We start from the raw sequence: 18,352 nt of genomic DNA, 5'->3' as shown, positions 1-18,352 counted from the left end.
AAGCTATGCCCCGGCACCGAGCCGTTGGCTGATGACGGTGGACACCCCGTCGCCACGCATCGTGACGCCGTAGAGGGCGTCGGCCACTTCCATGGTGCGCTTCTGGTGCGTGATGACGATCAACTGACTGGACTCCCGAAGCTCTTCGAAGATCGTGATAAGCCGGCCAAGGTTGGTGTCGTCCAAGGCCGCTTCCACTTCGTCCATGACGTAAAACGGCGACGGCCGGGCTTTAAAGATCGCCACCAGCAGTGCCACAGCGGTCAGTGACCGTTCGCCGCCGGAGAGCAGGGACAACCTCTTGATCTTCTTGCCTGCCGGCCTGGCTTCCACCTCGATGCCAGTGGTCAACATGTCGTTTGGATCCGTCAGGACCAGCCTGCCCTCGCCTCCTGGGAAGAGCCGTGCGAAGACGCGGTCAAACTGTGCAGAGGTATCGGCAAAGGCTTCGGTGAAGACCTGCTGTACGCGGTTATCCACTTCCTTGATGATGTCCAGCAAGTCCTTACGGCTGGACTTGAGGTCCTCCAGTTGCGAACTGAGGAACTGGTGGCGCTCCTCAAGCGCGGCAAACTCTTCCAGGGCCAGGGGGTTGACCTTCCCCAGTGCCGCCAGTTCCCGTTCAGCCTTTTTGAGCCTCTTCTCCTGCTCAGCCCGGTCGAAGGGAATTCCCTCCACGAGCGGTGCACCCGTTTCGTCCACCGGCGCACGGAGTTCCGCCCATTTGTCCGTGGTTGCGGCAGCCGGCTGTGGGACAGGTTGATCGGGTCCGTAATCTGCAACGAGCTGTTCAGCCGATAGTCCGAGTTCCTCGATGGAACGGGCCTCCAACGCCTCGATTCGAAGACGCTGTTGGGTCCTTGCCATCTCGTCCTTGTGCACAGAGTCGGTAAGTTCGGCGAGTTCCTTTGCCAGCGAATCGTTTCCGGAACGCACGCCCGAGAGTTCCTTCTCCAGTTGCTCGCGCGCTTGCTCGGCAAGGTCGCGTTCATGGCCGGCGAGATCCACTGATATATCGATGAAGCGAAGCGCCTGCTCAACGGCCGACACCACTGCACCAGCACGTTGGGCCTGGGCGCGCCGCCTTTGCGCCCGCCGGGCCGCCTCTTCACGGGCCCGCCGCTCCGTAGCCGCTGCGCGTTCCAGTGAGGCCGCCCGGCCAGCGACAGCGCCTACTTGTTCTTCTGCCGTACGGAGGGCAAGCCGGGCTTCCATTTCGTTGGAACGGGCCAAGCGCGCCTGTGCAGCGAGTTCGTCCCGCCGATCCGTGGAGGGTTCCTCGTCCGGAGCTTCCTGGGCGGCGGCGAGCCGCTCAGCCGCGACTTCAAGGTCCAACCGGGCTTCTGCAATGTTCGCTTCGGCACGCGCCAGTGATGCCTCCAGGCGTTCGCTTTCACCCACCGCGCTGCGAAGAAGGGAGTTCAAGTGGCCCAGGCGCTCTGCTACGGCAGCAAGGCGTGCATCGGATTCATGCAGCCTTTCCAAGGCCGCATCCGCCCGGTCCTGGGCTTCGGCGCGACGGGCTTCGGCCCCGGCCAGGGCGAACCGTCCACGCTCCAACCGTGCCGTAACCTCCTGGAGGCCGGCCACGGCGTCGTCCACTGCTGCCTGGATCTCCAGCAGGGAGGGCGCCGTGGCTGAACCGCCCTGGGCGGTCAGCGCGGTGAAGACGTCGCCCGTACGGGTGACCACCTTGAGTTCCGGGTGTTCACCAATCAGCCCTGCCGCCCCTGCCGGATCGTCGACGACGGCGGTCCCGGCCAGCAGGGCCAAGGTACCCTGGGCAGCTGGTTCGGTGACTTTGAGGACGTCCACTGCCCATCTGCTGCCAACCGGCAGCTCCACGGGGGATGCTGCTTCGCCAGCCCCACAGTCGGCGTTGGCCAAGAGCAACGCGGCCCTGCCGGCGTCGTCCTCTTTCAACAGTTGGATCGCGGCGACAGCGACAGTGGAGTCCCCTACCACGAGCGCGTCCGATGCCGAGCCCAACGCGGCTGCTATCGCGGCCTCATAACCGGGCTCAATGGCCAGCATCCCGGCCAGCGGCCCGAGAATCCCCTGGACATCGCCAGTGAGCAGACGCTCCGAGCCGTCCTTGCGGTTCAGTCCCAAAAGAAGTGCATCGCGGCGCGCGGTCAGGGCATCCCGCTGACGAAGTGCTTCCCGTTCCGCGGACTTCAGCTCTTCGATCTCCGCCAGCACGGAGTCCAGAGCCTCAGTGGCATTCTCGTACTCGGCGTCCAGGCTCTCTTCGCCATCTTCAACCCCTGCAACCTGCGATTCGAGTGCAGCGAATTCGCTCTGCGCGTGGCGGCGTCGCTCGTTGCCCGCAGCCAGTGATTCGCGGAGCCGGCCGCGCTCGGCCTCCGCCGCTTCTGCCCTGGAGCGTGCGGCCGCGACCTGGCCTGCGAGCCTGGCCAGACCTTCACGACGGTCGGCAGCTGCCCTTAGCATGGCCGTCAGCCGTTTGTCCTCTGCGGCTGCGAGCGCCTCAGCAGAGTCCTTCGCCACTGTTGCTTCCAGGAGGGCGGCCTGCTTGGCGAGGATGTCGTGTTCCAAGGCCGCTTGTTCCCCGCGGACCTTCGCCGCCTGGCGCTCCAGCTGTTCGGGGTCCCGGCCGGAGTCCGGTACAGCTTCCGAGGAGCCCAGCAGCCGGCGACGTTCGGCTGCCAGGGAACCCAGCGAGCGGAGCCGCTCACGGCCCGCCGACAGCTTGTACCAGTTGTCCCGCGCTGCGTTGAGCCGGGGGGTTGCTTCCGCTGCCTGCTGTTCCAATGCGGCTTGGCGTTGCCGGCCGTGGCCCAGTTCTGCCTCGACCACCTGGCGGCGTTCCTTGAGGGCGGCTTCGTCTGCGACGTCCTGCTCCAGGCTCGATGTCAGCGCTACGAGGTCGTCGGCGAGGAGCCGGGCGCGGGCGTCCCTGACATCGAACTGGACTGTTTGTGCACGCCGGGCGATTTCTGCCTGCTTGCCCAAGGGTGTCAGCTGGCGCCGGATCTCTGCGGTGAGGTCGCCAAGACGGGCCAGGTTGGCCTGCATGGCTTCGAGCTTACGGACGGTTTTTTCCTTGCGGCGCCGGTGCTTGAGGATACCTGAGGCTTCCTCGATGAAACCGCGGCGGTCTTCAGGTGTCGCGTGTAGTACGCGGTCCAACTGGCCTTGGCCGACTATCACGTGCATCTCGCGTCCCAGTCCGGAATCGGACAAAAGCTCCTGGATGTCCAGGAGCCGGCAGGGCGCACCGTTGATGGCGTATTCGGAGCCTCCGGTCCGGAAAAGTGTGCGGGAAATCGTGACTTCGCTGTATTCAATGGGAAGCGCGTTGTCCGCGTTGTCGATGGTCAGGGAAACGTGGGCGCGTCCCAAAGGAGGCCTGCCGGACGTGCCGGCAAAGATGACATCTTCCATCTTGCCGCCGCGCAGCGTCTTGGCGCCTTGCTCCCCCATGACCCAGGCCAAGGCATCCACGACGTTGGACTTGCCCGAACCGTTGGGACCGACGACTGCGGTGACGCCGGGCTCGAAGTCGAACGTCGTGGCCGACGCAAACGACTTGAATCCGCGGACAGTCAGACTTTTCAAATGCAAGGCGGTTCGGTTCTCCTGGATGGTCTGTTGTCAGCCCTCGGGGGCGGCTGTATCTCCCTAAATCTACTGCCGTTTGGCCGAAATCCATGGATCTGTAACGGGAAAGCCTTGCGGCAGGGGTGCCGCGCCCCTACACTCCTGCCAAGGGTTACTTGGCGGATTCGCTCCGGTGATCCGGCTTTGACCTGAAGGTCCCTCGGGTTAAGGCTGGATACGGTCCAGATATTCGGAAACGATCAGCCAAGTGCAGAACCCGTATTCCATAACTGAAGATCTTGGTTTGACCCTGGCTGGGGAGCGGCAAGCAGGGACCGTGCGCTAGACGCGGACCCATATTCGCAATTGGCGTACCACTCCAGGAGTTCTGATGACCGGTCCTTCAGCTACCCGACCACAGCAAGTCCTCAAAGGCTTCCTCTTGCCTTTGGTGATTGCCATGGTTGCAGCTTTGCTGCCTCTAACTGCACCGGCGGCCGTCGCAGCGGGCCCTTGCGACCCCGGGATGAATCCTGTGGTGTGTGAAAACTCCAAACCCGGAAGTCCCCCATCGGAGTGGGACATTGCCGGGGCGGGCGACGCCGGGATACAGGGATTTTCCACGGAGATCAGTGTCAACGCCGGGCAGCCAATCAAGTTCAAGATCGATACGAACGCCGCCAACTACACCATTGCCATCTATCGCACAGGTTGGTACGGGGGTGATGGAGCCCGGAAGATCGCCAACGTGACGCCGTCGGTACTGCGGCAGAACCAGCCCCAGTGCATCAGTGACCTGACTACCGAACTCTATGACTGTGGCAACTGGGCTGTTTCAGCGACCTGGCAGGTTCCCTCGACGGCTGTCTCGGGCATTTACATTGCTCTCCTGACGCGGCCTGACAACGGAGACCAGAGCCACATCACGTTCATTGTCCGAAACGATGGCAACCATTCCGACGTCGTCTTCCAGACCTCCGACACAACATGGCAGGCGTACAACGGTTACGGCGGCTCCAACTTCTACCAGGGCGCGGCCAACGGCAGGGCCTACAAACTCAGTTACAACCGTCCCATGGACACCCGTGGCGGGATTGGCGGACGGGACTTCTACTTCGCCAACGAGTATCCGATGGTTCGCTTCCTGGAACAGAATGGCTACGACGTCAGCTACATAAGTGGCTTGGATACGGACCGCAGCGGCGCCCAGTTGCTTAATCACAAGGTCTTCCTGTCGGTGGGCCATGATGAATACTGGTCCGGCCCGCAACGCGCTGCCGTCACCGCAGCCAGGGACGCGGGCGTAAACCTGCAGTTCCTCTCCGGCAATGAGATGTACTGGCACACGCGTTTCGAGGCGTCCACGGTTGATGGGGGCGCCGGCCGCACTTTGACCTGCTACAAGGAGACGTGGGCCAACACCAAGAGCGACCCCAGTACCCAGTGGACCGGCACGTGGCGTGACCCGCGGTTTGCTTCGCAAAGCGCTGGCGCGGGCTTACCGGAGAACGGGCTTACCGGAACTCTATACATGTCCAACTACACTGACCTGCCCGTGACCGTCTCGGCCGAGGAAGGGAAGACGAGGCTGTGGCGTAATACATCCCTGACGTCGCTGCCGGCAGGTTCCTCGGCGGCTTTGGCCCCCCACACCATCGGATATGAGTCCAACGAGGACCTGGACAATGGCTTCCGGCCAGCGGGCCTGATCCAGCTGTCCACCACGGTTGGGAACGTTGACCAGTACCTGCAGGACTTCGGCAATACCGTTAAGCCGGGCCGCACCACACATCATCTGACTCTCTACCGTGCCCCCAGCGGTGCCTTGGTGTTCTCTGCCGGCAGCGTCCAGTGGACCTGGGGCCTGGACCAGGAACACGACGGCGATGGCGCAGCGGCCGATCCCCGGATGCGGCAGGCCCAAGCGAACCTGCTGGCAGACATGGGTGCCCAACCCGCCACACGGGCAGCGGGCATCGTCGCCGCAACGGCCAGCACGGATCGAACCGGGCCAACCGTCTCCATTGCCGCACCCGCCAACGCTGCCTCCACTGCCCACGGAACAAGCGTTACCGTTTCCGGTACTGCCTCAGACAGCGGCGGCGTCGTGGCCGGCGTCGAGGTGTCAACGGACGGTGGCACTACGTGGCACCCGGCCCAAGGCAAGCAGAACTGGACCTACACCTACATCCAGAAAGGCCTCTCAGCGGCCACTGTCCAGGTCCGGGCCATCGATGACAGCGCCAACATTGGTGCCGCTTCCACCCGGAACCTCACCATTACCGGCCCCTACAGCGTCTTCGGCCAGACTGTCCCTGCCATCCAGGACTCCGGCGACGCCGGGGCCTATGAACTGGGACTGCGGTTCTCGCCAACTGTGGATGGTTTCGTCACGGGCGTGAGGTTCTACAAGAGCCAGGCCAATACAGGCACGCACATCGGCTCGCTCTGGAGCGGCTCAGGCGAGCGCCTGGCAACGGCCACTTTCAGCAATGAAACAACGTCCGGTTGGCAGCAGGTCCTCTTCAGCCAGGCCGTCCCTGTGGCAGCCGGGCAAACTTACACGGTTTCTTACTGGGCCCCGAACGGCCACTATGCCAGCAAGGAATACCAGTGGGCCTACAGTGGCTGGACGGATGCGCCGTTGACAGTTGCCGGCGGCTTCGGTGCCCAGCCTGCGGGCGTCTACAGCGGTTCGGGATTCCCGATCGCCAGCCACAACGGCGGCCACTACTTCGTTGACGCCCTTTTCAGCACGGTTGACACCACGCCGATGACGGTTTCCGGACAAACGCCTTACCCGTCCTCCTCCAGCGTTTCCGTCAATACCAAAGTCAGTGCCGTGTTCTCCAAACCGGTTACTGCATCCAGCGTCCAGCTGACGTTGAAGTCCTCCTCCGGCACCGTGGCGGGCACCACGGCGTACGACTCCGCCACGCGTAGGGCGACGTTCACGCCGTCATCTGCCTTGGCCTTCAGCACGACGTACACGGCAACCCTGACAGGGACCGATTCGATCGGCGGATCAGTAACTGCCGGTGGAACCTGGTCCTTCACGACGGCGGCAACCTTGCCGGTCGCCGGGGACTGCCCGTGCAGTCTCTTCGATGACAGCGTTACACCCGGCATTGCCGAGATCCGGGACGGAGTTCCACTAACTCTTGGCGTGCGTTTCTCCAGCATCAGGGCCGGCGAAGTCACGGGCGTCAGGTTCTACAAGTCGGCCGGCAACACCGGCACCCACAACGGGGCGCTGTACACCGCGTCCGGACAACAGCTGGCGACAGTCACTTTCGCCAATGAGAGTGCTTCCGGATGGCAAACAGCGATCTTCGGCCAGCCTGTCCAGATCGCTGCCAACACGGACTACATTGTGTCCTACACGTCCCTGACGGGCACGTACTCCGCAACCACCAACGGCTTCGGTTCAGGCATGAGTGTTGGACCTTTGCGCACAGACTCGGATGCTGGTGCCTACACGTACAGCGGAGGCTTCCCGGCTTCCCGTTCAACCGCCAGCTACCTGGTTGACGTCGTGGCCATGATTCCACCGCCTGCCTTCACGGCAAGCGCACAGTCGCCTTTGCCTGGCGCGTCCAGTGTCCCGCTGGACAGCAAGGTCAGCGCCGTACTTTCTGAAGCAGCCACACCGTCAAGCGTCACGCTCGGAGTGAAAACCGCCAGTGGCGCCGCCGTAGCTGGAACAACAAGCTATGACCAAACAACGCGCCAGGTGACGTTCACCCCCGCCTCGCCTCTCGCCGCTGGTACGTCATACACGGCCACTCTGGCTGCGACGGCGTCTGCCTCCGGGCAGCAATTGACCGGAGGTACCTGGACCTTCACCACAGTTCCAACTCCGCGCATACCGGGCTCGTGCCCCTGCACCCTGTACCAGGACAGCGTCACGCCGACGACTGCCGAGGTTGACGATGGTGCACCGCTGACGCTGGGCGTCCGCTTCTCCAGTGACACAACAGGACAGGTGACGGGCATCCGCTTCTACAAGTCCGCTGGAAACACCGGGACGCATACGGGTTCGCTCTACTCCGGTGCCGGACAGCTCCTTGCATCGGTCACGTTTACCAACGAGTCGAGCATGGGTTGGCAGACGGCAACCTTCAGCCAACCAGTCAATATTGCCGCTGACACTGAATATGTGGTGGCCTACAAGTCGCCGACCGGCAAGTACTCCTACACGGCCAACGGCTTCGGTGAAGGTCTCACCAGTGGACCCCTGCGAACCGCTTCAGACGCAGGAGCGTTCTCTTACAGCAGCGATTTCCCGAACGTGCCTTCCACAGCAAGTTATCTAGTGGACCTGGTGCTCACGGTGCCCGAACCCCCACTGACGGTCACGGCCCAGGTGCCGGCACCTGGCGCTACGGGCATCCCCACCGACGTCAAACCCTCGATAACGCTGTCCTCGGCTATCCGGTCCGGAGCGACGATGGCATTGACTGCCAATGGCGCATCCGTAGCGGGCACCACCGCGTTGTCCGCAGACAGCCGGACGGTGACGTTTACGCCGACCACGGCCCTGCCCAGCAGCGCGTCGGTATCCGTCAGCGTGACGAACGTGGTTTCGCAACAGGGTCAAACCCTGCCGCCGACCAGCTGGCAGTTCACTACAGCCAGCCCCACCGTGCAACAGTCCACCATCTTTGGGTCGCTGCTACCGCAAGTGGCCTCGGCTTCGGAAACGAAAGCGGTGGAACTGGGGACCGCATTCACCGTTTCCCAGGCAGGCAACGTGACAGGCATTCGTTTCTATAAAGGCACCGGGAATACCGGGACCCATGTTGGGTCGCTGTGGAACGCGTCCGGCACCCGCCTGGCACAAGTGACCTTCGTCAACGAGACGGCTACTGGATGGCAAACAGCCACACTGTCCACACCAGTTGCGCTGGTGACGGGTCAGAGATACGTGGTGTCCTACCGGGCACCCAATGGCAGATACTCCTACACCACCGGCTTCTTCAACCAAACGTGGACCAGTGGCGTCTTCACGGCTTCCGGACCTGACAACGGCCTGTACCGCTATGGTGCCTCTGGAGCAATGCCAAGCAGTTCCTGGAATGCCACGAACTACTTTGTGGACGTGGTCTACTCCACCGCTACCGCTCAAGCGCAAACCCAGGCGAGCGCTACAGCGACACCGACGCCGACCCCCACGGCCACCACGACAACAACGGCGACCCCAACAGCCGCTCCCAGTCCGACCCCAACCTCCACGCAATCAGGTGGTTTGGTCTGCGGCCTCCTTGGAATCTGCTGAGGATCTGCTGATGCGCTAAACCCGCCCCGATCTGCCGGCGTCCGGCCCCCCTTGAACTCCAAGGGCCGGACGTTGGCATTTAAGCATCAACCCAGCACAGCCCTTCAGCGGGCTACGTCTTTATCGAACTACGCTGGGTTTATCGAACTACGCTGGGTTTATCGAACTACGCTGGGCGACCACGCATGGGGGATAAACAGGCTGGGCTGTGACGCCGGATCCGTCCCCAGCTTCCAGATATTGCTGTCACCTGGGATATTTTCGTCGGCCAATCCGTAAAGCAGGTTTTGGTTGTCCAACCATTCGATTTGGTCATCCACGCTTCGCTTCTCCGAAAGAACAGTTTCCCGTCCCGTAGCCAAGTCAAGCAGTGCGACTTTCCAGTGCGCAGTCAACGACCCGGCGTCGTTCTTCTTGTAGGCAATCCGTGTGCCATCCGGTGAGATGGACGGGCACTCGACGTTATCGTGGACCGCAGTCAGGGTCTTGGCCGACAAACTGCCACGAACAAGCCAGATACGCCCGGAGGAAGCCGCAGTGGCGTAGAAGACGTCGCTTTGCCCAGGTGCAAAGGTAACCCCCCAAATGTTTCTGTCCGGGGCCTGCAAGCGCTCGCCGTTGACTATCAGTGCGAAGTCCTCCAGATTCCCCGAACCACCTGAACCACCCGCAGTGAAGTTGATTTCAGTAGCGGTGGAGAACCCTGCAGTCGCATATGAATGGCCTGTGACGAAGACAGTGGTTGCAATCATGGAGCCGTCCGCACTGATCCGCGTGCGGCTCGGTATCCCCGGAACAGGCCATGCCCGTTGCTGTTGCCAGTCACGATCCAGGACGGCGGCTTCGAACGCGGTCACGAGGCCACGGTTCGTTTTGAGGCAAATTACCGTGGACACGGTTCCGTAGACCCTGTCGCAGGCCTGTTCGCTCACCGCGCGCGTTCCGTCAGGAGAGGACAACGCTACGGTAGCGGCATTACCGTACCCCTGTCCGCCTGCCGTGTTCCGAAAAAGGACGAACGGAACATCCGGCAACGGCTGGCCTGCAGTGACCCCTACGGACGGCGCGGCAGTGCGGCTCTGCTCAAACCGCTGGTAGGCGCCAACCGCATAAATACCCGCCGCAGCGAGCACCACCGCCGTTACCGCAAGGAGGATGGCCCACCGCAGCCTCCCGCCAGTGAAGGTAGTGCTCATTCGCTGCCCAGCTTTGGCCTTGCCCCAGGGAGGATGAAGACGACCGCCACCACGGCGCATGCCAACAACGCTCCGGCCGCAACCATGGCTGTGGAGGCTCCTACTGCGTACCAGAGAACGCCAAAACCGGCCGAGGCTGTCATCCTGCTCAGCGCAACCACCGTCTGTGCAGAGGCGATGCCTGTGGCCAGCTTCCCCGATGGAGTCAACTGGCTGGCCAGTGCCGCCAGCACACCGTCAGTGGCTGCGTAGAACCCGCCAAGAAGGATCAGGCAGCCCACGGTGCTCCATAGGCCACCGAAAGGCGCCGCCGCCAGGAAGTAGCAGGCAAGCAGCGCGACGTGGCCTCCCACGAAGACCGGTACCCTGCCCACCCGGTCGGCCAGCCGCCCCAGCGGAATCGCAAACGCCAGGAACACAATGTTGGTGCCGACGAAAAGCAACGGAAACCACTGCACTGCAAAGGAATCCCGATCCTGCAAAACGAGGTAGATGAAACCGTCACCAATGGTCAGCAACCCAAGGAGACCCGCAGAGATCAATAGCTTGCCCAGTCCCGGCTCCCGCAAGTGGCTCCACGAGAACGCGAAGAGCCGGGGGCCTTTCTTCCGGGAGCCGGCTGTTTGTTCGGCACCGCTGTTCGCTTCAATCCCTTTTAGCCCATCCGCCCGAAGGTCCGGCACCACCAGCCCGAGAACTGCAACGCCGATGACCGCAAAGGCCAACGACACCACAAAAACCGTGCTGAACCCATTGGGGATCAACAGCAACACGAGGAAGGCAATCATTGGCCCTGCGGCAGCTCCAATGTTGTCCAACATCCTGTGCACGCCAAAGGAACGGGCCAAGTGTTCCGGTTGCGCTGAAACGGTGATCAGCGCATCACGTGGAGCCGTGCGAATGCCTTTGCCGATCCTGTCCCCGGTCACAATGGCTGCTATGGCCCAGAACCCTCCTGCGAACAGGAAACCTATCCTGGCGAGCATGGACAACCCGTAGCCGGCCAATGCGATCCGTTTCGGGTGTCCGCTGCGGTCCGATGCCCAGCCCGCCGCGATCCTGACAATTGCACTCGCGCCTTGGTTAATGCCGTCGATAAATCCGAAAGCGATGGTTGACAGGCCCAGAAATCCTGTCACATACAGCGGGAGGATTGCCGTCACGGACTCGGACGACACGTCCGTCACCATGCTGACAAGGCCTAGCCACAGGATGACCGGAGACAAACGAAACGGCACCTCGCTGGATAGTGCCGTCGTGGCTCCGCGGGGCTTTTCCCGTTTGCCACCGCTGCGATCCGAAAGTGAGATGTACATGCGTGCCCCTAGTCCGCCGTCGTGTGCAGGCTGCCCAAAAGCTGGAAGCGTGAAACGCCGGTTCCGGTCACCGAAACCGACACCGTCACCGTGTCCGTGCCGCGCACGAACCTCGCGGCGACAGCTCCGTCCGGCGCGGGCGCGTCCTCGGACCAGAAGCCTTGAGGGACCAAGGATTGGCGGAAGGCGGCCAGAACGTCCTGTTGCGAGGTGCCCACGATTCCGTCGGCAGTCAACTGCAGGACGTTGCCGGAGGTTGAGATGCTGGTGGAGCCCACTGTGGTCCCGGCCGGCATGGCCACAACGCTGCTCGGCCAGCCCTCCACCAGTGAGCCCTTCGCTGTGCCGGATTTCGTTAGCGGGCCAGTGATAAGTGGGGCCGGTGCAGACGGCTCCGGCAGCCCGGTGGGCGTGGATGTGACCGGGGGCAGGACCTCGAGTGGCTTGGCTGTTGTACCGCCGTCGCCTCCACCGTCCGCCGGGCCACTTGCGGAACTGCCCGACGTCGGACTGCCGGAGGGAGGTGCACTGGCGCTGCCGGAAGCCGTGCCGTTCGAGGGGTTCGCACCAGGGCTCGAAGATGCCGGACTTTGGGCCGTAACAGGTCCGGGTTTCGAAGCCATCTGGTCCAGCACGAGAGCTACGGCGGCAATCAGCACTGCGAGGCAGATGCCCGCAATCACCAGTCGCCGCGCCATCATGGCTTGCCCGGACTTGCCGCGCCGCCAAGGAGCTCATGGGCCTTGGCCTCAAGCCCGTCGTCGACGAAATCGTAAATGAACGATGCCAGCCAGATCACCACTGTCGCCGCGATCCAGCCGAAGATGCCATTGATGGTAAACCCATTGGAAAAGATGCTCGTCATCACAAGGATGGCGAAGGTGGCCAGCAGCCCGGCCAGCACCGTCAGGACCTTGGTGACCAGCCACGTACGCCGCTCGGCCCGCTGGACGTGGCGGTGATGGAAAAAGGCCAGGATCAACGGCTTGACCAAAAGCGTGGCCGCCGTGAACACCACGACGGCCCAAAGAAACCCGGCTCCCAAACGGACCCCGGGAAGAACTGACGCCACCCACAACGTGATGGCGTTGAAAACCAATGCGATGGCGATCCGAACCGCCAAGCTTTTCATGGGGACAGTCTGCCATTGCGATCCGGATTCCGGAACAGTTTTGGCCCTACCAACGCCCGTTTCGTGGCCGTGGCTGGCAAACCGGACACGTGCAGGAAGAGCGGTTCATGAATTGCTCACGTTTGATGATGTTGTGCAGGCCTGCTGCTTCGCAACGGCTGCACAACTCACCCGCGCGTCCGTAGGCATTGAGTGATCGGGCGAAGTATCCCGAATCGCCATTGACATTCACGTACAAGGAATCAAAACTCGTGCCTCCGGCCGCCAGTGCCGCGTTCATGACGTCTTCCACAGCCTGCACAAGCCGGGCAGCATCGCTGCGGCGCAACGTGTCGGTAGGCCGGGCGTAATGGAGGCGCGCGCGCCAGAGGGCCTCGTCCGCGTAGATGTTGCCAATCCCGGAAATGACCGACTGGTCCAGCAAGGCCCGCTTCAGGCCTGTCTTTCGGCTTTTGACTTTGCGGTAGAACGCCTCGAAGGAAAAGTAAGGGTCCAGCGGGTCCCGGGCAATGTGGGAGGCTTCATCAGCGATCTCAGGCAACGGCGTCTCGCCCAAGCCTCCAGGGCCGCCGTCGGGAGTTGGCACCAGGGACGTCACGAACAGGCCACCGAAAATGCGCTGGTCCACAAATCGCAGTTGCTCCGGCATGCCCTCCACCGGGCTGAGGGAGATTCTGACTTTGAGATGCTTCTCGTCAGGGACATGGGGGTCCTGCATGAGCAATTGTCCGCTCATCCCCAGATGAGCCATGAGCGCTACCTTGGGCAGGGTGCTGCCAACGGAACCCAGGCTGTCCATGGCGAGCGGCATCCAGAGAAACTTACCGCGGCGGACGACGTCCATCACCGTGGCGTGCTCAAGATTGCCGATGAAATCCTCTGTGCCAAGGGCATGCCTGCGGATGGAGCGGGAGTCAAGGACGTCAACCCCGGTGATCGTCCGGCCCCGGACCCAGCGGGCCAGGCCACGGCGAACCACTTCTACTTCGGGAAGTTCAGGCATTGGGTCTGTGGACTCGGCTTCAGGCGGAAGCGGGTCCGGCAGGAGCTTGGTCCAGGGCAGTCAGGGCACGCCAGGCATCGGCGGCAGCCTCCTGCTCGGCTTCCTTCTTTGAATGGCCCGCGCCGCGGCCATAAGGCGTCCCACCAATGTTCAGGACGGCCTCGAACGTACGCGCATGATCCGGGCCCGAGCCTTCCACGGCATAGTGGATTGCTCCGAGTTGGCGGCTGGCGGTCAGTTCCTGGATGCTCGTCTTCCAGTCGGTACCCGCTCCAAGGGCGCCGGCGTCCTTCAGGAGCGGGCCCACAAGGCGCATCACCAGCTGGCGTGCCGTTTCGATGTCGTTGGAGAGGTACGTCGCACCTATGAGCGCTTCCATCGTATCCGCGAGGATCGAGGCCTTGTTCTTGCCGTCGGTGAGCTTCTCGCCCTGCCCGAGGTAAATGAACTCGCCCACGCCAAGCTCGCGACCGATTCCAGCGAGGGCACGCGTGCTCACGACGGCGGATCGCCGCTTTGCGAGCTCGCCTTCAGGCAGCGCGGGGTTCTCGCGGTAGAGCGAATCGGTCACGGAGAACCCCAGAATGGAGTCGCCGAGGAACTCGAGACGCTCATTGGTGGGAATCCCACCGTTCTCATACGCGTATGAGCGATGTGTCAGAGCAAGACGAAGCGTCTCGGTGTCAATGGAGACACCGAGACGCTTCAGAAGCTCTTCAGTTGAAGACATCCTTTGTCAGCCTATGGGGCAGATTAGGCGTCTGCTACCTTGCGGCCCTTGTATTCAAGGAACAGCGCGGTGCCGGCAGAGTCAGTGACGACCTTTGCCTGGTGCGGCAGGCTGTAAGTAACCTGACCGTTTTCGATGGTCTTGACCAAGTTGGGGGCAGTTGCCTTCCACTGGGCACGGCGGGCGCGTGTGTTTGCGCGAGACATTTTCCGCTTGGGAACAGCCACGGCTATCTCATTTCTCTCTTAGTCCAACACTTACTAATCAGTTTGCCGGTCAGTCTTAGCCAGATCAGCTAGGGCAGCCCAGCGAGGGTCAATGACCTCGTGGTGGTGCCCCGGCTCGTCTTCCAGGCGTGCTCCACATTCGGAGCAAAGGCCCTGGCAGTCTTCCCGGCACACCGGCTGGAACGGCAGCATAGTGACAACTGCGTCCCGCAACACCGGCTCAAGATCGATCAGATCGTGCTCGACTCGACGTTGCTCTTCATCGTCTTCTTCGTCAGAAAGCTCGACGCCTTCATAGAAGAAAAGTTCTTGCACATTGACTTCAAGGTCATACGCAAGGGGATCCAGGCATCGACCGCATTCGCCGGTTACTTCGACGATTACGGATCCTGATACCAGAATTCCTTCGTGTACGGCCTCAAGGCGAAGATCCAATTCGACATCCGAGCCTTCCTTCACGCCAATGAGCGCCACACCAAGGTCACTTGGCGCCGGTACATGTTCGTTGAGTGTCCGCATGGTTCCTGGACTGCGTCCAAGGTCCTTGACTACCAGCGCCAAGGGCGAACTTGCATCTCGCTTAATGAGAACTCCTGTAGAACATATGACCGACGTACCATCTTAGCCTGATCAAGCCTGAGGACTCAAACCGGTGCCGGGCGCGCAAAGAACGCCACGGTTTCAGCTGGGATCCACCGCAAGAAGCTGCGAGGTACCTATCAAGACTACCCCCTTGCGGGAGGGTTACGTTCCAGACTCGCCAGCGAGGAGCCGCTTCAACACAGATTTCGGTACGAAATCCGAAATGTCACCGCCCAATACGTTGACCTCTTTGATCAAGGTGGACGAAAGGTGGACATAGTGCGCTTCTGCCGGCAGGAAGACGGTTTCGACGCCGGTCAGCTGACGGTTCATGGTGGCCATCGGCAATTCGTAGTCAAAGTCCGAGGACGAGCGCAGGCCTTTCACGATTGCCGAAACACCCCGATGGCGGCAGTACTCGGCCAACAGCCCCTCCCCCATCGGCTCAACGATAATGCCTCGCAAGGATGCCAGCGTCTCGCGGGCCATCTCCATCCGGTCTTCGAGGCTGAAGCGGTACTTCTTGGCGTAATTGGTGGACACGGCCACGATGACTTCGTCAAACAGGCCCGCTGCCCGCGCGATGACTTCGAGATGTCCGTTGTGGATAGGGTCAAAGGATCCAGGGCATACCGCACGTCTCATGACACGAACCTACCCCATAGCTTCGCCGGGATACCATGGCTGACATGTCATCAGCAGGCAGGACTTTACCGCTCCATACAACGGGCCAGGCCTCCGCGCCATGGCAGCGGGCCGCCACCGGCGCCAACCTGCTTTCGCCTGACGGAAACCTCGGAGTGACCATCTTCGAGGAGATGACCACCTTGGCAATATCCTCCGGCGCCATCAACCTCGGACAGGGCTTCCCCGACGAGGACGGGCCCACGGAGATCAAAGCCGCAGCGCAGGCAGCCATCGCCGCAGGAGCCAACCAATACGCACCCGGCAAGGGCACCACGGAGTTGCGCGAAGCTGTCGCGGAACACCAACTCCGGTTCTATGGACTCACTCCAGACCCGCAAACGGAAATCATCATCACTACCGGCGCCACCGAAGCCATAGCGGCGTCACTTTTGGCTTTCGTCCAGCCCGGTGACGAAGTCCTCACCTTCGAACCGTTCTATGACTCCTATGGAGCCATCATCGGATTGGCAGGGGCACAACATGTCACCGCTCCCCTGGCGGCCCCGGATTTCCTTCCGGACCCCGCCAGGCTGGAAGAGGCCTTCAGCAGCCGGACCAAGGTGGTGCTCCTGAACAACCCGCACAATCCCACCGGCGCCGTTTTCCCCCAAGAGGTCCTGGAAAAGGTGGTTGAGCTGGCCATCAAGTACGACGCCATCATTGTCAGCGACGAAGTCTACGAGCACCTCACCTTCGGCGTACCACATATTCCAGTCGCTTCCTTGCCTGGGGCTGCGGAACGGACCCTCACAATCTCCTCTGCAGGAAAGACCTTCTCCTTCACCGGGTGGAAAATCGGCTGGCTTAGCGGCCCCCAGGACCTGGTTGCCGCCGTCCGCACCGTCAAACAGTTCCTGACATACAGCTCGGGCACGCCGTTCCAAAGCGCCATCGCGGTGGGACTTGCCCTTCCTGACACGTTCTACACCGGGATAGCCGAAACGCTTCGCCACAAACGCGACATCCTCTCCGAGGGCCTTCGCGCTGCAGGATTCAACGTCTTCACGCCACGCGGTACGTACTTCGTCAACGTCGACACAGAACCACTGGGCATCAAGGACTCCGTGGACCTGGCACGCCGGTTGCCAGGCCTGGTAGGTGTCGCCGCGATCCCGGTTCCTGTTTTTTGCCACCCTGAAGGAGCGCAGCGAACCCGCAGCCTGTTGCGTTTCGCCTTCTGCAAGAAAACCAGCGTCCTGGAAGAAGCGGCCGAACGATTGTCCGCACTTAAGGACCTGCTCTGAATCGCAACGACTCCGGCCGCCATCACGCCACGCGTTTCCTGCGGACCACAGGGCAGCACGCCACTGTTGATGCCGATACGCTCATTGAAGGCAGTTACATCCTCAGCATCGGTGGTGCTGAACAATCCCACGTGAACGTGGCCAACCCCGCGGAGATCTTCTACGAATATCTTCGCCGGATCGCTCATGTGGTGGATCTGGCCGCAGAGCCTGGAGAGCCACTCTCTGTGCTCCACCTCGGCGCCGGCGCCCTGACTTTGGCCCGATACATCCAGGCAACGCGTCCAGGTTCAGACCAGTATGCAGTGGAACTCGAACGCGAATTGCTCGACTTCGTCCTGCAAAAGCTGCCCATGCCGGCGGGCACGCGGCTGTACACCCATATAGGCGACGCACGCGAGGCGCTGGCCGAACTTCCCGCCAACGTGGAGTTCGACGTCGTCATCCTTGATATCTTCTCCGGGCCGGAAGCACCAGCCCACATCGCGTGCAGGGAGTTCTACGAAGAGGCCGCTGCCCGCTTGAGGCCAGACGGCGTACTGATCGTGAACGTCGGCGACGAACCGGCGCTAACCCTGGTGCGAAGCCAGGTAAAAGCCCTCCGGCAAGCCATGGCGGACGTTATCGCATTTGCCGAGACGGGAATGTTCGCGGGGCGCTACCCCGGCAACATCATCCTGGTGGGCACCCGAACGCCATGGCCGGCAGCGTGGACCAGCGCGCTACTCTCGCGCGGCCCACACCCGGCAACAGTCCTCCATGGCGTGGACCTGGACAGAATTTCAGGCTAGGAGGGTTCAGCGAACCACAGCTTGGTCTCGCCGTACTTCTTGTCAGCGAAACATTCCAGCGCTTCAGGCCAGTCCGGTTCGGCACTCCTGGACGACCTCTCCACCACCACGACCGCCCCTTCATCCAAGTGGGGCGACAACTTGGCCAGCACGGCACTCAACGCTGGTTCGTCCAGCGGATATGGCGGATCCAGGAACACCAGGTCCCACACATCGCGTGCTGTGGCGCGCTCCAGGAAAGACTCCACCTTGGACCGATGGACTGAAACTTTCTTGCCGCCCAGGATTTGGTTGACCAAATCCGCGTTGCGTTGGCAGGCATCACTGGCCTTGGCATCGAATTCCACCAGGTCCACGCTGCGGGCGCCCCGGCTGGCGCTTTCCACACCCAGGGCTCCGGAACCGGCATAGAGATCCAACACCCGGGAATCATCGATGACAGCCAAAGACTCGAGCCGGGAAAACAGTGCTTCCTTAACACGGTCCGTAGTGGGCCGCGTTGCGGTCCCGGGCACGCTCGTAAGCGGATTCCCACCAGCAACTCCGGCAATGATCCGGCTCACAGCGCCTCTCCATTGCCGGTGCCCGACCGTTTAGCACTG

Annotated in this window: 14 protein-coding genes; 3 read left to right on the top strand and 11 right to left on the bottom strand. The window is 62.1% G+C overall.

The features are described from left to right. Positions 1-3: 3 nt before the first annotated feature. On the bottom strand, positions 4-3,588 hold the full coding sequence (gene smc, locus AC6I97_RS11025) for a chromosome segregation protein SMC (protein ID WP_497944891.1): 3,585 nt from the start codon (positions 3,586-3,588) through the stop codon (positions 4-6). 367 nt (positions 3,589-3,955) lie between these two features. Here smc and AC6I97_RS11020 point away from each other — a divergent pair, with 367 nt between their 5' ends. Beyond that, the gene (locus tag AC6I97_RS11020) at positions 3,956-8,842 is read left to right on the top strand and encodes a DUF4082 domain-containing protein (RefSeq protein ID WP_497944890.1); all 4,887 of its coding nucleotides are present in this window, start codon (positions 3,956-3,958) and stop codon (positions 8,840-8,842) included. 158 nt (positions 8,843-9,000) lie between these two features. Here AC6I97_RS11020 and AC6I97_RS11015 read toward each other — a convergent pair whose 3' ends face one another. The 9 genes from AC6I97_RS11015 to coaD form a co-directional block, all read right to left on the bottom strand. Continuing rightward, positions 9,001-10,038 carry a hypothetical protein gene (locus AC6I97_RS11015; RefSeq protein ID WP_497944889.1) on the bottom strand — a complete coding sequence of 346 codons (1,038 nt, stop codon included), beginning with the start codon at positions 10,036-10,038 and terminating at the stop codon, positions 9,001-9,003. Further along, the gene (locus tag AC6I97_RS11010) at positions 10,035-11,354 is read right to left on the bottom strand and encodes an MFS transporter (RefSeq protein WP_497944888.1); all 1,320 of its coding nucleotides are present in this window, start codon (positions 11,352-11,354) and stop codon (positions 10,035-10,037) included. The genes AC6I97_RS11015 and AC6I97_RS11010 overlap by 4 nt, the downstream gene beginning before the upstream one ends. A gap of 8 nt (positions 11,355-11,362) precedes the next feature. Then, a complete protein-coding gene (locus AC6I97_RS11005) occupies positions 11,363-12,055 on the bottom strand; it encodes a hypothetical protein (protein ID WP_497944887.1) in 693 nt (230 codons plus the stop codon). Beyond that, a complete protein-coding gene (locus tag AC6I97_RS11000; protein WP_497944886.1) occupies positions 12,052-12,486 on the bottom strand; it encodes a hypothetical protein in 435 nt (144 codons plus the stop codon). Before AC6I97_RS11000 ends, AC6I97_RS11005 begins: the two co-directional genes overlap by 4 nt. A 46-nt stretch (positions 12,487-12,532) precedes the next feature. Further along, positions 12,533-13,489 carry a bifunctional DNA-formamidopyrimidine glycosylase/DNA-(apurinic or apyrimidinic site) lyase gene (gene mutM / locus AC6I97_RS10995; RefSeq protein WP_497944885.1) on the bottom strand — a complete coding sequence of 319 codons (957 nt, stop codon included), beginning with the start codon at positions 13,487-13,489 and terminating at the stop codon, positions 12,533-12,535. A gap of 19 nt (positions 13,490-13,508) precedes the next feature. Next, on the bottom strand, positions 13,509-14,219 hold the full coding sequence (gene rnc / locus AC6I97_RS10990) for a ribonuclease III (protein ID WP_216923862.1): 711 nt from the start codon (positions 14,217-14,219) through the stop codon (positions 13,509-13,511). A 23-nt stretch (positions 14,220-14,242) separates the two neighbouring features. Beyond that, positions 14,243-14,446 carry a 50S ribosomal protein L32 gene (gene rpmF / locus AC6I97_RS10985; RefSeq protein ID WP_011775139.1) on the bottom strand — a complete coding sequence of 68 codons (204 nt, stop codon included), beginning with the start codon at positions 14,444-14,446 and terminating at the stop codon, positions 14,243-14,245. A gap of 33 nt (positions 14,447-14,479) precedes the next feature. Continuing rightward, the gene (locus tag AC6I97_RS10980) at positions 14,480-15,007 is read right to left on the bottom strand and encodes a YceD family protein (RefSeq protein ID WP_224090813.1); all 528 of its coding nucleotides are present in this window, start codon (positions 15,005-15,007) and stop codon (positions 14,480-14,482) included. Positions 15,008-15,190: 183 nt separating this feature from the next. Next, on the bottom strand, positions 15,191-15,673 hold the full coding sequence (coaD, locus tag AC6I97_RS10975; protein WP_223933289.1) for a pantetheine-phosphate adenylyltransferase: 483 nt from the start codon (positions 15,671-15,673) through the stop codon (positions 15,191-15,193). A 35-nt stretch (positions 15,674-15,708) separates the two neighbouring features. Between coaD and AC6I97_RS10970 the strand changes: the two genes are divergently transcribed. Beyond that, entirely contained in the window at positions 15,709-16,959 is a 1,251-nt protein-coding gene (locus tag AC6I97_RS10970) for an aminotransferase class I/II-fold pyridoxal phosphate-dependent enzyme (RefSeq protein WP_497944884.1), read from the top strand. Further along, positions 16,956-17,750, top strand: a complete 795-nt coding sequence (locus AC6I97_RS10965) for a spermidine synthase (RefSeq protein ID WP_497947046.1) — start codon at positions 16,956-16,958, stop codon at positions 17,748-17,750. The genes AC6I97_RS10970 and AC6I97_RS10965 overlap by 4 nt, the downstream gene beginning before the upstream one ends. On the opposite strand, the gene rsmD is transcribed toward AC6I97_RS10965, so the two are convergent. Next, positions 17,747-18,313, bottom strand: a complete 567-nt coding sequence (rsmD, locus tag AC6I97_RS10960; RefSeq protein ID WP_224164595.1) for a 16S rRNA (guanine(966)-N(2))-methyltransferase RsmD — start codon at positions 18,311-18,313, stop codon at positions 17,747-17,749. The two genes, AC6I97_RS10965 and rsmD, sit on opposite strands and share 4 nt — an antisense overlap. Between the last annotated feature and the right edge of the window lie 39 nt (positions 18,314-18,352).

The organism is Arthrobacter sp. TmtSoilC48 (assembly GCF_059739425.1).
This window is presented reverse-complemented; position numbering and strand designations above follow the sequence as displayed.